This window comes from Paucibacter sp. KCTC 42545 (assembly GCF_001477625.1).
Taxonomy (GTDB): domain Bacteria; phylum Pseudomonadota; class Gammaproteobacteria; order Burkholderiales; family Burkholderiaceae_C; genus Paucibacter_A.
The window spans coordinates 898,905-913,035 of the sequence record NZ_CP013692.1; the positions used below are offsets into that span (position 1 = coordinate 898,905).

Annotated in this window: 12 protein-coding genes; 7 read left to right on the forward strand and 5 right to left on the reverse strand. The window is 64.0% G+C overall.

Features of this window, described 5'->3' with window-relative positions; translation table 11 throughout:
- Positions 1–10: 10 nt before the first annotated feature.
- The 5 genes from AT984_RS03940 to AT984_RS03960 all read right to left on the reverse strand — a co-directional run bounded on the left by AT984_RS03940 (position 11) and on the right by AT984_RS03960 (position 5,941).
- Complete coding sequence (locus tag AT984_RS03940; protein WP_058718997.1) at positions 11–976, reverse strand: class I SAM-dependent methyltransferase; 966 nt, start codon at positions 974–976, stop codon at positions 11–13.
- Positions 977–1,126: 150 nt separating this feature from the next.
- Positions 1,127–3,148, reverse strand: a complete 2,022-nt coding sequence (locus AT984_RS03945; RefSeq protein WP_058718998.1) for a PhoX family protein — start codon at positions 3,146–3,148, stop codon at positions 1,127–1,129.
- Between the two features lie 212 nt (positions 3,149–3,360).
- Entirely contained in the window at positions 3,361–4,194 is an 834-nt protein-coding gene (locus AT984_RS03950) for a BPSS1780 family membrane protein (protein WP_156421881.1), read from the reverse strand.
- 242 nt (positions 4,195–4,436) lie between these two features.
- The gene (locus tag AT984_RS03955; RefSeq protein ID WP_058719000.1) at positions 4,437–5,411 is read right to left on the reverse strand and encodes a homoserine kinase; all 975 of its coding nucleotides are present in this window, start codon (positions 5,409–5,411) and stop codon (positions 4,437–4,439) included.
- 128 nt (positions 5,412–5,539) lie between these two features.
- A complete protein-coding gene (locus AT984_RS03960) occupies positions 5,540–5,941 on the reverse strand; it encodes a hypothetical protein (RefSeq protein WP_156421882.1) in 402 nt (133 codons plus the stop codon).
- Between the two features lie 78 nt (positions 5,942–6,019).
- Here AT984_RS03960 and polA point away from each other — a divergent pair, with 78 nt between their 5' ends.
- From polA to AT984_RS03995, 7 genes are all read left to right on the forward strand, one after another.
- Positions 6,020–8,863 carry a DNA polymerase I gene (gene polA, locus AT984_RS03965; protein ID WP_058719002.1) on the forward strand — a complete coding sequence of 948 codons (2,844 nt, stop codon included), beginning with the start codon at positions 6,020–6,022 and terminating at the stop codon, positions 8,861–8,863.
- Between the two features lie 128 nt (positions 8,864–8,991).
- The gene (locus AT984_RS03970) at positions 8,992–9,663 is read left to right on the forward strand and encodes a PEP-CTERM sorting domain-containing protein (protein WP_058719003.1); all 672 of its coding nucleotides are present in this window, start codon (positions 8,992–8,994) and stop codon (positions 9,661–9,663) included.
- Positions 9,664–9,800: 137 nt separating this feature from the next.
- Positions 9,801–11,057: a lipoprotein-releasing ABC transporter permease subunit gene (locus tag AT984_RS03975; RefSeq protein WP_058719004.1), complete on the forward strand. Its 1,257-nt coding sequence runs from the start codon at positions 9,801–9,803 to the stop codon at positions 11,055–11,057.
- Positions 11,050–11,751 (forward strand): lipoprotein-releasing ABC transporter ATP-binding protein LolD, encoded by a 702-nt coding sequence (lolD, locus tag AT984_RS03980; protein ID WP_058719005.1) that lies wholly within the window; start codon positions 11,050–11,052, stop codon positions 11,749–11,751. Before AT984_RS03975 ends, lolD begins: the two co-directional genes overlap by 8 nt.
- Before the next feature lie 34 nt (positions 11,752–11,785).
- A complete protein-coding gene (gene purU / locus AT984_RS03985) occupies positions 11,786–12,664 on the forward strand; it encodes a formyltetrahydrofolate deformylase (RefSeq protein ID WP_058719006.1) in 879 nt (292 codons plus the stop codon).
- A 31-nt stretch (positions 12,665–12,695) separates the two neighbouring features.
- Positions 12,696–13,532, forward strand: a complete 837-nt coding sequence (locus tag AT984_RS03990; protein ID WP_231741512.1) for a TatD family hydrolase — start codon at positions 12,696–12,698, stop codon at positions 13,530–13,532.
- Between the two features lie 109 nt (positions 13,533–13,641).
- On the forward strand, positions 13,642–14,130 hold the full coding sequence (locus tag AT984_RS03995; RefSeq protein ID WP_058722077.1) for a DNA-deoxyinosine glycosylase: 489 nt from the start codon (positions 13,642–13,644) through the stop codon (positions 14,128–14,130).
- Position 14,131 lies beyond the last annotated feature (1 nt).

Genomic DNA, 14,131 nt, shown 5'->3' on the forward strand with positions numbered 1-14,131 from the left:
GGCCAGGCTGTCAGGCCAGCGCTGGCGCGCGGTAAAGCAGCACCTTCAAGGCGCGGTCTTCGTCCACATCGGCGAAGGCGGGCGGGTTGGCCAGGCGCTCGACCAAGACCAAGTCGGGCGCCAACTCGCTCATCTGCTCGGTCAAAAAGCTCAGGCCCAGCTTGGGCGTGTTCAGGCACAGCAGGGCATGGCCGCCGGGCATGAGCAAATCGGGCAGGCGGCGCATCAGGCGGGCGTAGTCTTTGCTGGCCACAAAGCTGCCTTTTTGGAAGCTCGGCGGGTCGACGATGATCAGGTCGTAAGGGCCGCCGCGGCTGATCTTGCCCCAGGTGGTGAAGATGTCGTGCGGCAGAAAGCTGGCCTTGCCCATGGCCTCGGCGCCGACCTCGTTGAGCGCGTGGTTCTGTTTGCCGATGGACAGGGCGCCGGCGCTCATGTCCAGGTTCAGCACCTTGCTCGCACCACCCTGCAGGGCCACGACCGAAAACGCACAGGTGTAGGCAAAGAGGTTCAGCACCTTGGCGCCGCCACGCGGATTGGCGGCATGGAATTGGGCGCAGAACTCGCGCACCCAGCGCCGGCCCGCCGCCATGTCCAGAAACAGGCCGTGGTTTTGGCCCCGGCTCACATGCACCTGATAGCGCGTGCCGGCCTCGCTGACGATGTGCGGCGAGGGCACGCTGCCGGATAACAAGCGGGTCTCGGTGTTGTCGCCTTCCTGGCGGCATTGGTAGATCAGATTCAGTTCCGGTTGCTCGGGGCTCAAGGCTTGCTGGCGCTGGGCCAGGGCGTTCTGTAGCGTGCCAAGCTCGGCTTCGCTCACGGGCTGGAAGCTGGTCAGCACCCAGACGGGGGCGAAGTAGTCCAGCGTCCAATGCTCGCAACCCGGGTACAGGCCGCCGCGGCCATGGAAGATGCGGCAGGCATCGCTGGGAATGGCGGGCAGGGCGGTGATGGCGTCGAGCAGGGCTTGCATAGGGCGATGGCAGGGAGGGGGTGCCAGTGTATGCAGCTTGGGGCCAGATGCTGGCCGTGAAACGACAAATGGCAAGACCCTCTCGGGCCTTGCCATTCGTGCAAGAGCAAGCAGCCGCCGCGCTAACGCGGAGTCTGCGCCAGGGCTTGCTTAGACCTTGCTCAGCTTCACGCTGGTAGCTTCGGCTGTCAGATAGCCGACGGCAGACGCAAAGCGATCGTTGTAGTTGGCGCGCACCAGGGGGTCCAGCGTCGCCTTGACCTTGTCATGCAGGCCGGTGGCCGTGGCATTGGTGATCCAATCGCCGGCATGCTGGAAGTTGCTGGTGATGTAAGTCCAGCCATTCAGATCGTCCACCACGCCCAGGCCGGTGGCTTCGGCGCCTGCAGGCATGGACATCAGGCGGCTCAGCTGCTTGGTGTCGACGTTATAGGCCCAGACGAAGTTGTTGACGTGGTAGGCACTGTCTTCGCCGATGAAGAGGGTGCGCAGCTTCTCAGAGAACTTCAGGTTGTCCGGCGCGCCGATCTTGTCGGGGTTGGCCAAATTGCCCAGCGCGTCGGCGGCGATGTCCTCGCCCACCAGCAAGGCCTTGGTCAGCGTCGGCATCCATTCGCTGTTGATGGCAGCGCCGGCCGTGTCCTTCTGGCCACCGGCCAAGGTGTGTGCCAAGACGGCGCCTGCGTTGACGGCCTTTTCCAGCGTCACGCCATGGGCTTCGTTCCAACCCGCGCCATTGCGCACCATGGACTTCTGCATGTTTTGCAGGGCCGAGTAAGCGACCTTGTCCTTGGCGTTGACGGTGGTGCCTTCCATCTTGGTGAAAGCCATGCTGGCGCCCATATAGCTGGCGTAGCGGTGGGTTTCCAAGAAGGCGGCGGCCTTTTCCATGCCGGGCTTGATCTTGATCCACTGGTTGCCACCGTCGATCCAGATCTTGGTGAAGGTGACATCCTTGGGGTCGCTGAAGGCGACGTCCATGATGTCGTTGGGCTTCAAGGTGTCGGCCAGCTTTTCGATCTCGGCGCTGGTGGCGGAGCCGAGCTTGATCCAGCTCAGCGCTGCGCCCGCAGCGGCCGGGTCCAGCGAGAAACCGGCGCCAATCTTGGCCACATACAGGCTGCCGGCGGACAGGTCTTTTTCCTTGTCGGCCACGAAGACGAACAAGCCGCTGTTGGTGGCGTCATCGCCCATCAAGGCGGTACGGTTGTCGGGCATGACCTGGATCAGCTCATGCGACAAACGGCCCATGCAGTAGTGCTTCTTGATGCTGCCAGTGCCGTCGGGATTGACCGTCACTTCGGGCAGATGGCCGTAGTGGTAGGGGTTGGCTTTGGTCTCGTCGCCGAACAGATTTTTGCTGTAGGCCTTGAATTGGGCTTGGGTATCGGCTTGGCTCTTGCTCGGGGTCTTGGCCAGCAGCGCGAAGGCATCGGGCTCGTACTCTTCGCTGGACAGGTGTGTGCCCCAAGGCGAGAGGCTGGAGCCGCACGTGATCCACAGGCCATGGGCTGAGGAGGTGTCCACATTGTGATACTTGACTAGGCTCAGCTTGCCTGTGCTCTGGTCTTGATCCAGCGTCAAGACGGCGATCGGCGACGGCAACTTGCCGTACATATCGGTCTTTTCGTCTAGCGCGCGGGTGGTGTATTCGAATTGCACCACGGCGAACACAGCCTTGCCCTTGATGCCGGTGACGGTGGGGTTGGTCAGGCTCAGCAGCGAGGTGCCGTCCGGCGAGTCGGAGAAGAACTGGCGCTCCTTGCCGGCCACCGACTTGTCGATGATGGGCTGGTTCTTGATGTCCACATAGCCGCCGGCCAGCACCGTGCCGCCCTTGCCGTCGGGCACTTGGCTGCCGGTCATGAAGAAGGGGGCGTAGGCCAGCTTGAAGCTTTGCTTGCTGCCGTCGCTCAGGCTCACGTCCAGGCTGGAGGCCACATAGGTGGTGGCCATGGCGGCCGGGTTGCTCAGGCTGGGGGCAGCCATGGGGCTGAAGCTGGCCGAGACCATTTGCGCGGCCTCGACGTCATCGCCGCCGCCGCAGCCGCTCAGCAGTGCGCTCGCGCTCACGCCGGCAACGCCGGTCAAAGGCAGCATCATCGGCGCGCCCAGGAACTTCAAAGCCTGGCGGCGGGTCGTGACGAGCGTGTTGGGTTTGGACACTTGCATTCCTTCCGTACATTGTTTGGTCAAACCGCCAGGCGGTTTGCGGTGAGGCGTTGAGCGGGGGTGTCCACGTAACTTGGTGGAAACCCGCGTCAGGCACGGCCGTGAATGTAGGGAAAGCTAGTGTCTATTTGATGACAGAACGGCGACGAAGTTGTCGCAAACATGGCCCATCCGGATCAGTTTCTGATCAGTTCCGGCGGGCGCCGAAGGCCTTAAGTCTTGTCGCTCAGCAAGTCACCCGGAGCGCCGAACATATAGCAGTCAATGAAGGTGAAGTAGAGGCTGGCGTAGAACACCGTGGACAGCAGCAAGCCGCAAGCCATGGCGATGATGGGCGCGAGCTGCCCCAGGCCCAGCAGGCTGGCAAGCACGCTGCCGATGAGCCCCAAGCCCATGATCAGGGCGCCCCACAGCAGGGCGTTGTAGGCAAAAGCACCACGGTTGCGCCACACCCCCAGGGTGCTGGAGAACATGGACTGCATCAGGCCCTGGCCGCCCCAATGCACCAAGGCCGGCGCATGCCAGAAGGGGATGGACACCAGGGCTGCCAGCACCACGCGGGTGATGGCGCCCCACAGCAGGGCTGGGTTGGCGGCCGCCTCGGACAGCTTCTCGGCGGAGGCGCCGTCGGCCATCAGTTGCTGCAGCTCATCCATGCTGCCGCCGTCCACCCAGCCCGAGATGAAGCTGATGGCGATGGTGAGCAAGGCGTAGCAGGCACCCAGCAGCAGCTGCGTATTGCGGCGCTCTTTGGTCAGCCGGAAGGGCATCAGATAGACCCCGGCGGTGGGCGTCTTGTTTTGCAGCACCAGATGGGTGGCCAGCATGAAGCCCAGGCTGAGTTGCGGCAGCGCCATCAGCAAGAGCATCACGCCTGCGCCCGGCAACATCAGTATCACCATGGCGGCGAACAAAAACACCGAGAACAGCCCGGCCAGGGCCATGGGCTTGCGCTGAAAGACCTTGAAGCCATGCCGTATCCATAACATGCCATTGCGGCTGGGCACGGTTTGCAGGTGCAAGATCATCGGAGGGGGAGTGCTCAAGGTCAAAAGGCTCAAGGGTAGGGAGTTTCAGGCGGCCGGACAAGCACGCTCGGCTTTGCGCGTGCGAGCCATGGTCGAACTAGTACCGTGCCGCGCGAGTATCGGAACATGAAAGCGCGTCTTCGCCTCCACGCCCGCGTTGCAAATCCTCGCCATAGCTACGGCTATGGCTGCGGTTTGCGCCTTGGCCTGAAGGCGAATCCATCGTTTTCATTTTGTTCCTCTACTTGCGCGGCACGGTACTAGGCGCTGGCCAGCGCATGCCAGGGGCGCGCAATGCGCTCACGCAGCACGCGTTCGAAATGGCCGGGGTCGTGGGGGGTGAGCAGGCTGGCGTCGCGCGGCAGGTAAACGTCCCACAGGCGCGAGACCCAGAAGCGCAGCGCCGCAGCACGCAAGAGCGCGGGCAGCAGGCGGTGCTCGGTGCCACTCAAGGGTCGCACGGTCTCATACGCATCCACAAAGGCTTGCGCGCGGGTTTCATCGAGGCGGCCGCTGTCGCGGTCAATGCACCAGTCGTTCAGGCACACGGCCAGGTCGAACAGCCAGGTGTCGACACCAGCGAAGTAGAAGTCGAAGAAGCCGCTCAAGCGCTCACGGCCGGGTAAACCATCGAACATGACGTTGTCGCGGAATAGATCGGCGTGGATGGGGCCGCAGGGTAGCTCGGCATAGCTGGCGGAGGCCGCAAGGCTTTGCTGGTAGGCCAACTCTTGCTGAATCAAGTTGCTGCGCTCCGGGTCCAGAAAAGGCAGCAGCACGGGAACCGTTTCATTCCACCAGTCCAGGCCGCGCAGATTGGGCTGGTCCAGCGGGAAATCTTGCGCCGCCAGATGCATGCGGGCCAGGCCAGCGCCGACCTGGGCGCAATGGAACAGATCGGGCGCCAACTGGTGGCCGCCGCTGAGCTTGTTCACCACCGCGGCGGGCTTGCCTTGCAACTCAAACAGGATGTGGCCTTGCGAATCGGCCTGCGGGTCGGGCACGGCGATGCCGCGCGCCGCCAGATGCTTCATCAGTTGCAGATAGAAGGGCAGCTGTTCAAAGCTCAGGCGTTCGAACACCGTCAGCACGAACTCGCCCTTGTCGGTGTCCAGAAAATAGTTGGTGTTTTCGATGCCGGCTTTGATGCCGCGCAGCGACTGCAATTGGCCGAGATGGAGGCGGGTGGCCAGGGCTTGCGCCTGGGCTTCGGTGACTTGGGTGAATACGGCCATGGCAACAGAACGCTTTTATCGGGGCGTCAAAGAAGAGGGTGAGGCGGACGAGATCGGTTGAAGCGAGCGGGGCAAGCAGTGCAACTTGAGCTGCTGGGTGCCGTGGCTGACTGGCTTACTGCTGCGCGTCAAAAGGTCAGCAAGCGCCAAACTCGCGCGCCGGCAGCGCCGCGGCTCGCGGAATTGCCTTGCGAGGGGTCGCGGCTGGCGTCGCCCATGATGATCTCGTAGCTGGGCAGGGGGCTGTTTTTGGGCTGGACCGTGACCTTTTGGGTCTGGCCGCGCACACGCGTCTCTTCAACACGGTTGCTGTCGTCCTCGATCACGGTCTGTTCAACCTTGGCATCGGGGGTCTTGCGGGTGGCCGGCTCATCCTTCAGCACCGGTGCCTGGGCTGGCTTGTCAGCCGGCGCTTCGGCACGGGCCAGGCTGGCACTGAGGCAAAGCACCAGTGCCAGGGCTGTCAAGGCAGACTGAGCCCACAGGGTCGAAGGGGCAGCCGGGCCGGAATGAGGGATGTAGCGAACCATGGCCTCATTCTAGTTCGCGCCAGCTCAGCAACCCGCCTGCGCTCACTGGCAGGGCTGGCACCCCGCGCCTGCACGACAATGCGCGGCATGAGCAAACCCATTCTTCTGCTGGTCGACGGTTCCAGCTATTTGTACCGCGCCTATCACGCCCTGCCCGATCTGCGTGGCCCGGCGGGCGTGCCCACCGGTGCGATTCACGGCATGGTGGCGATGATGAAGCGCTTGCGCGAGCAAGTGGCGGCCGAACATGCGGTGTGCGTCTTCGATGCCAAGGGCCCGACCTTCCGCGACGAGTGGTACCCCGAATACAAGGCGCAGCGCGCGCCCATGCCCGATGCGCTGCGCGAACAGATCACTCCCATCCACGAGGTGGTCAAGCTGCTGGGTTGGCCGGTGCTGGAAGTGCCCGGCATCGAAGCGGATGACGCCATCGGCACCCTGGCCCGCGTGGCGGCCGAAAGCGGCCACGCGGTGGTGGTGTCCACCGGCGACAAGGATTTGGCGCAACTGGTGACGAGCGACACCACCCTGATCAACACCATGAACAAGGCCGCCGCCGTGCCCGGTAGCGTCGCGCCTTGGGGTGGCCCGGCCATCGACTGCGAGGTGCTGGACCCGGCGGCGGTGAGCGTCAAGTTCGGCGTGCCGCCGGAGCGCATCATTGACTACCTGACCCTGATGGGTGACACGGTGGACAACGTGCCTGGTGTCGAGAAGGTCGGCCCCAAGACCGCCGCCAAGTGGATTGCCGAGCACGGCTCGCTGGACGGCGTGATCGCCAACGCGGCCGCCGTCAAGGGCGTGGCCGGCGAGAACCTGCGCAAAGCCCTGGATTGGCTGCCGATGGGCCGCCGCCTCGTCACCGTCAAGCTGGACTGCGACCTGAACGGCTTTGTGCCGGGCTGGCCGCAGCTGGACGCCTTGGCGCTTAAGCCGGTGGACGAAGCCGGCTTGCAGGATTTCTATACCCGCTTCGGCTTCAAGACCTGGCTCAAGGAGCTGGCCGGCGCTGGCGCCAAGACTGCCGCGCCCGCTTCCACCGGTGCCACCAGCGGCGATTTGTTCGGCGACGGATCTGCCGATGCATCGGCGCCGCAACTGCCCGCCGCCGTGCAGGAACGTAACTACAGCACCATCCTCGACTGGCCCAGCTTTGACGCCTGGCTGGCCAAGCTGCAGTCCGCCAGCCTGGCCGCGCTGGACACCGAGACCGATTCGCTCGACCCCATGCGCGCGCGCATCGTCGGCATCTCCTTCTGCGTCAAAGCGGGTGAGGCGGCCTATATTCCGCTTCGCCACGAAGGGCCGGACGCCCCGACCCAACTGCCTCTAGAAGAAGTGCTGGCCAAGCTCAAGCCCTGGCTGGAAGACGCCCATGCGCACAAGCTCGGCCAGAACCTCAAGTACGACACCCATGTGCTGGCCAATCACGGCATCCAGCTGCGCGGCGTGCAGCACGACACCATGCTGGAAAGCTATGTGCTGGAAGCGCACAAAACCCATGGCCTGGGCGCCTTGGGTGAGCGGCACCTGGGCCGCGCCGGCCTGAGCTACGAAGACCTGTGCGGCAAGGGCGTCAATCAGATTCCCTTTGCCCAGGTGGAAGTGGCCAAGGCGGCGGAGTATTCCAGCGAAGACTCGGACATGTGCTTGCAGGTGCATCAGCAGCTGTGGCCGCAGATCGAGGCCGAAGCCGGCTTGCTGCGGGTCTACCGCGACATCGAGATGCCCACCAGCGCCTTGCTGGCCCGCATCGAATCGACAGGCGTGCTGATCGACGCCAGCCGCCTGCAAGCGCAAAGCCATGAGCTGGGTCAGCGCTTGCTGACGCTGGAGCAAGAGGCTTACGACATTGCCGGTCAGCCTTTCAATATGGGCAGCCCCAAGCAGATCGGCGAGATTTTGTTCACCAAGCAGGGTTTGCCCATCGTCAAGAAGACTGCCACCGGTGCGCCTTCTACTGATGAAGAAGTGCTGGACAAGCTGGCGCTGGATTACCCGCTGCCGGCCAAGATTCTGGAATACCGCAGCCTTGCCAAGCTCAAAAGCACCTATACCGACAAGCTGCCGCTGATGATCAATGCGCAGACCGGCCGGGTGCACACCAATTACGCCCAGGCGGTGACGGTGACCGGACGCTTGTCGAGCAATGAGCCCAATCTGCAGAACATTCCCATCCGCACCGCGGAAGGCCGCCGCGTGCGCGAGGCCTTTGTGGCGCTGCCCGGCCACAGCATCGTCAGCGCCGACTATTCGCAGATCGAGCTGCGCATCATGGCTCACATCAGCGAAGACCCGGGCCTGCTGCGCGCCTTCGGCGAAGGCCTGGACGTGCACCGCGCCACCGCTTCAGAAGTGTTCAATACATCGGTGAGCGAGGTCACCACCGAGCAGCGCCGCTATGCCAAGACCATCAACTTCGGCCTGATCTACGGCATGGGCGCTTTCGGTTTGGCACAGTCCCTGGGCATCGAGCAAAAGGCCGCGCGCGACTACATCGACCTCTACTTCAACCGCTTCGCCGGCGTGAAGCACTATATGGACAACACCAAGGCCCGCGCCGCCGAGTTGGGCTATGTGGAAACCTTGTTCGGCCGGCGCATCTATCTGCCCGAGATCAAGGGCGGCAACGGCCCACGCAAGGCCGGGGCCGAGCGCCAGTCCATCAACGCGCCCATGCAGGGCACGGCGGCGGACTTGATCAAGCTGGCCATGATCGCGGTGCAGGCCGCCCTGGATGAGCAGGGCAAGCTCACCCGCATCGTCATGCAGGTGCACGATGAACTGGTGTTCGAGGTGCCGGACGCAGAGCTGGACTGGGTCAAGACCGAAGTGCCGCGCCTGATGGCCGGTGTGGCGGCGCTGCGGGTGCCCTTGCTGGCCGAGTTGGGCGTGGGCGCCAACTGGGACGAGGCCCACTGAAGTCGGGGGCCTCACCCCATTTCAAATTGATGCGGGCTGTGCCAAATTGCGGCTGGCTGAGGTGCGGTTTGCGCCGGCCTTTCGTTCAAGCAAGTTCACGCAAGCTCAAGTGAGAAAAGGGGTGGCACATGACATGCACGCACAAGGCTGATTTCAAGTGGCTGATGGCCGCCTTGGGCTTGGCTTGGGGCTTGTCAGCGCCCGCGCAAGCCGCCACGCCAGCATCAGCCCAAACGCCGCCGCTGACCAGTTTCGCGGCGTTTGCGGGCAGCGGTCTGGTGCTGGATGTCAGCGACATTGATAGCAAGGATGCGCTGGGCTCCCCCTTCAACACGGTGCTGAACGTGCAGGTGGGTGCCAATGCGCTGATCAACTCGCTCAGCTGGGATTTGCAGTTGCAAGCCTTCGACCCGAGCTGGCTGTCGCACATCAAATTGAGTTTGGGCCCCAGCTCCGGCGCCGGCCTTGTGGCCTTCACGCCCGGCATCAATGATGAGCACAGCGGCAGCGCGCACTACAGCGGCAGCGCCAATCTGGTCGATTACGGCCTGGCCTTCCAGGTCGGTGAGGATGGCCTGCTGCGTTTGGAGTTCTTTGAGGGCGTGGACAACGGCGTCGAGCCAACGGACGGCAAATGGTTGTCGGGCACGCTGAGCCTGGGCGTCAGCCCGGTGCCCGAGCCCTCAAGCTATGGCTTGATGGCGCTGGGCCTGATGGCGCTACTGAGCGCGCGCGGCATTGCCCGCCGCCAGGCCAAAGGCGGCGGTGGTGGCAACGCCGGGCGCGAGAAAACTGCCTGAGTTTTCAGCTTTCCACACCTCAAGCCCGCCCGGCGCTTCGCCGCGCGGGCTTTTTTCTTGCCTTTTGATGTGCGGCTTGTCGCTGAGGCGCTTCGCCCTGGGGCGGCGTCTGGCTTGCCTCAGTTAGCATGCCGGGCATGAATTGGCCTTATGAATTGCAGATTGGCTGGCGCTACACCCGCGCCGGACGTGGTGGGCGGCGCAACCGCTTCATCTCTTTTATCTCTGGCGTGTCGGTGCTGGGGATCGCGCTGGGCGTGGCGGCGCTGATCATCGTTTTGTCGGTGATGAATGGCTTCCAGAAGGAAGTGCGCGACCGCATGTTGTCGGTGATCGCCCATGTGGAGCTGATGAGCTACAACGGTGACGCCTTGCCCGACTGGCAAGCCACGGCGGCCAAGGCGGCCGAGAACCCGGCCGTGCAGGCGGCTGCGCCCTTCATCGCCTCGCAGGTGCTGGTGGCGCGCGGCGACGAGATGCGCGGCGCCATCGTGCGCGGCATCGAGCCCGAGGCGGAGAGTCATGTCACGCCTTTGGCTGCCCAACTCAAGGACGGCCCCCTGGCGCAATTGACACCGGGCGCCTGGCACATCGTGCTGGGGGCGGAGTTGGCGCGCAGCTTAGGGCTGCGGGTCGGCGACAAGGTCACGGTGGTTTCGCCCAGCGGCGATGTCTCGCCCGCCGGCACCGTGCCGCGCATGAAGCAGTTCACCTTGGTGGGCACCTTCAATGCCGGGCATTACGAGTACGACAGCGGCATGGCCCTGATTCATGTGGCCGACGCCGCCAAGCTGTTCCGCGTCACCGGCCCGTCCGGCGTGCAGCTGAAATTGAAAGACGTTTACAAGGCCCGCGAGGTCGGCAATGAGTTGATGCGCAGCATGGGCCCGGAGATCCGGGTGCGTGACTGGACCCGCAGCAATGCCAATTGGTATGACGCGGTGCAGGTCGAGAAACGCATGATGGGCATCATCCTGACCCTGATCGTCGCGGTGGCGGCCTTCAATTTGGTTTCCACCCTGGTGATGACGGTGACCGATAAGCAGGCCGATATCGCCATTCTGCGCACCCTGGGGGCCAGCCCGCGCTCCATCATGGGCATCTTCATGGTGCAAGGCGCAACCTCTGGCGTGATCGGCACGCTCTCGGGCGTGGGACTGGGCCTCTTGGTGGCCTTCAATATCGATGTGATCGTGCCCTTCATCGAGCGGGTGCTCAACACCAGCTTCCTGCCCGGCAGCATTTATCTGATCAACAAGATGCCCAGCGACCCGCAAAGCGCCGACATCTGGCCCATCGTCATTACCTCGCTGATCCTGGCCTTCCTGGCCACCATTTACCCGAGCTGGCGTGCCAGCCGCGTGCAACCCGCCGAGGCGCTGCGTTATGAGTGAAGCCCAGATTGTTTTGCAAGGCCTGGGCCTGGAGCGCCGCTTCAAGGAAGGCGAGTTGGACGTGCGCGTGCTGGCTGGCGTGGATGTGACGGTGTTTCGCGGCCAGACCCTGGCCATCGTCGGTGCCTCAGGGTCCGGCAAGTCCACCTTGCTGCATTTGCTGGGCGGGCTGGACAAGCCCTCGGCTGGCCGCGTCAGCTTGCTGGGCCAGGACCTGAGCCAGCTCAGCGAGAGCGCGCGGGGCGACTGGCGCAACCAGCATCTCGGCTTTGTCTACCAGTTCCATCACCTCTTGCCCGAGTTCAGCGCGCTGGACAATGTGGCCATGCCGCTGCGCATCCGCCGCATGCCGCAAGCCCAGGCGCGTGAGCGGGCGGCGGCGATGCTGAGCCGCGTTGGCCTGGCCGCGCGCCTCAAGCATCGGCCCGCCGAGTTATCGGGTGGTGAGCGCCAGCGGGTGGCCATCGCACGCGCCTTGGTCACGCAACCGGCTTGTGTGCTGGCGGATGAGCCCACCGGCAATCTGGATCGCAACACCTCGCAAGCCGTGTTCGAGCTGATGCTGGCCACGGCGCGAGAGCAGGGCACGGCCTTTGTGATGGTGACCCACGACCAGAGCCTGGCGGCACAGTGCCAGGCCCAGCTGAATCTGGTGGGTGGCCATGTTCAACAAGCCGCTGCTGTAGCAGCCTGAGTATTCAAGAATTGAAGAATTAGAGAAGTCATCGATGAGCAACAGTCCTCGCAGCGCCAAGCGTTTCATCCTCAAACTGAGCTGCCCCGACAAGGCCGGCATCGTCCACACCGTCAGCGGATTTTTGCTGCAGCATGGCGGCAATATCCTGACCTCGGCCCAGCATGGCGACGCCGATCACCAGCGCTTTTTCATGCGCATCGAGTTTGAATGCGCCGCCGGTGCCGAGCAAGAGCGCTTGCGCGAAGCCTTCGCGCCCCTGGCTGCCGGCCTGCAAATGGACTGGGAGTTGGTGGACACGCAGGTCAAGACGCGGGTGCTGTTGCTGGTGTCTAAGCTGGGCCATTGCCTGAACGATTTGCTGTTCCGGGTGCAAACCGGGCATTTGCCGATCGAGATTCCGGCCATCGTCTCCAACCACCGCGAGTTCTATCAACTGGCCGCCTCGCACAATATTCCTTTCCATCACTTCCCCTTGCTGGGCGCGACGGAGGAACAAAAGCAGGCGCAGGAGGCCAAGATCCGCGAGGTGATGGCTGACAACGACATCGATCTGGTGGTGCTGGCGCGCTATATGCAAATTCTCTCGCCCGAGTTCTGCCGCGATTTATCCGGCCGGGCCATCAATATCCACCACAGCTTCCTGCCCAGCTTCAAGGGCGCCAAGCCCTATCACCAAGCGCATGAGCGCGGCGTCAAGCTGATTGGCGCCACGGCGCATTACGTCACCTCGCATCTGGACGAAGGCCCCATCATCGAGCAGGAAGTGGCCCGCATTGACCACAGCCTGGCGCCCGAGCAACTGGTGGCGATTGGCCGCGATGTGGAATGCGTGACCCTGGCGCGGGCGATTCAATGGCATGCCGAACACCGGGTGCTGATGAATGGCAACCGCACGGTGGTCTTTCGCTAAGCGTTGATCGCTGGCCACTGAGCGCTGAGGTATGCAGCCAGCCGCCGGCATGTGGATAGACAGCCACTGTCACCTCGACGCGCCGGAGTTTGATGCCGACCGCAGCGCGGTGCTGCAGCGGGCGCGCGCCGCCGGCCTGGGGCAACTGGTGCTGCCTGCCGTGGCGGCCTTCAATTTCGACACGGTGCGGGAGTTGGCCCATGCCCATGGCCTGAGCTATGCGCTGGGCATCCACCCGCTCTACACGCCGCAGGCCCGCGAGCAAGACCTGACCCTGCTGGACGAGTTGCTAGTTCGCTACGGCGATGACCCGCGCCTGGTCGCGGTGGGCGAGATCGGCCTGGACTTCTTTGTGCCCGGCCTGGATGCCGCGCGGCAGCGCTTTTTCTACACCGAGCAGCTCAAGCTCGCTGGTCGCCACCGCTTGCCGGTGCTGCTGCATGTGCGGCGCAGTGCGGATCAGCTGCTCGCGGGTTTGCGGCGGCAGCCGGTGCCGGGCGGCATTGCCCACGCCTTCAACGGCAGCGCCCAGCAGGCTCAGCATTTTGTGGATCTGGGTTTCAAGCTGGGCTTTGGCGGCACGCTGAGCTTCGAGCGCGCCCAGCAGATTCGTCGCCTGGCCCAAAGCCTGCCCGAGTCGGCCCTGGTGCTGGAAACCGACGCGCCCGATATTCCCCCGCATTGGCTTTACAAGACCGCTGCCGAGCGGGAGCAGGGCGCTGTGACCGGGCGCAATGAGCCCGCCGAGCTGCCTCGCATTGCCGCCAGCCTGGCCGATTTGCGCGGCTGGACGCTGGCACAAACCGCAGCCATCACCAGTGCCAATGCCTGCGCGGCCCTGCCCAAGCTGGCGGCAACCATCGCTTGAGACGATGACGAGCAAGCGTTCGATGACTAATCCTGGTGCCGCTGATGCTGCTGGTGCTGGGGCGGAGCTTTCCCACGCCGGATCAGGCCCATGGCCTGATGCCGTCCGTCTGCAGGGTTTGGCCCCGGTCTGGTCCGAGCGCGCGAAGTTGCTGGTCTTGGGTAGCTTCCCAAGCGTGGCCTCGCTGGCCGCGCAGACTTATTACGGTCATCCGCGCAATCAGTTCTGGCCCATTTTGTCGGCCTTGTGGCAGCAGGACTTGCAGGCGCAGCCCTATGCGCAGCGCCTGGAGGTTGCGCGCCAGCGCGGCTTGGCGATCTGGGATGTCTACGCTTCTTGCGAGCGACAGGGCAGCCTGGACGCGGCGATACAGGCCGCCCAGCCCAATGATTTGCTGGGACTGGCGGCAAAGATGCCGCGGCTGCAGGCAATCGCCCACAATGGCGGGGAATCGGCCCGGCATAAACGCATCACCGCAAGCCTGGGCCTGCCCGTCTATCAACTGCCGTCCACCAGCCCGGCGCACGCCAGCTGGACGATGGAACGCAAATTGGCGGCCTGGCGAGAGGTGTTTGAGCGCCATGGCCTTTTGGAGTGAC

Excerpts from the sequence above, each read along its gene's own strand:
- AT984_RS03955 (WP_058719000.1), bottom strand. The coding sequence starts at position 5,411 with ATGGCCGTATTCACCCAAGTCACCGAAGCCCAGGCGCAAGCCCTGGCC.
- AT984_RS03975 (WP_058719004.1), top strand. The coding sequence starts at position 9,801 with ATGAATTGGCCTTATGAATTGCAGATTGGCTGGCGCTACACCCGCGCC.
- AT984_RS03945 (WP_058718998.1), bottom strand. The coding sequence starts at position 3,148 with ATGCAAGTGTCCAAACCCAACACGCTCGTCACGACCCGCCGCCAGGCT.
- lolD (WP_058719005.1), top strand. The coding sequence starts at position 11,050 with ATGAGTGAAGCCCAGATTGTTTTGCAAGGCCTGGGCCTGGAGCGCCGC.
- purU (WP_058719006.1), top strand. The coding sequence starts at position 11,786 with ATGAGCAACAGTCCTCGCAGCGCCAAGCGTTTCATCCTCAAACTGAGC.
- AT984_RS03970 (WP_058719003.1), top strand. The coding sequence starts at position 8,992 with ATGACATGCACGCACAAGGCTGATTTCAAGTGGCTGATGGCCGCCTTG.
- AT984_RS03990 (WP_231741512.1), top strand. The coding sequence starts at position 12,696 with ATGCAGCCAGCCGCCGGCATGTGGATAGACAGCCACTGTCACCTCGAC.
- AT984_RS03940 (WP_058718997.1), bottom strand. The coding sequence starts at position 976 with ATGCAAGCCCTGCTCGACGCCATCACCGCCCTGCCCGCCATTCCCAGC.
- AT984_RS03960 (WP_156421882.1), bottom strand. The coding sequence starts at position 5,941 with ATGGTTCGCTACATCCCTCATTCCGGCCCGGCTGCCCCTTCGACCCTG.
- polA (WP_058719002.1), top strand. The coding sequence starts at position 6,020 with ATGCGCGGCATGAGCAAACCCATTCTTCTGCTGGTCGACGGTTCCAGC.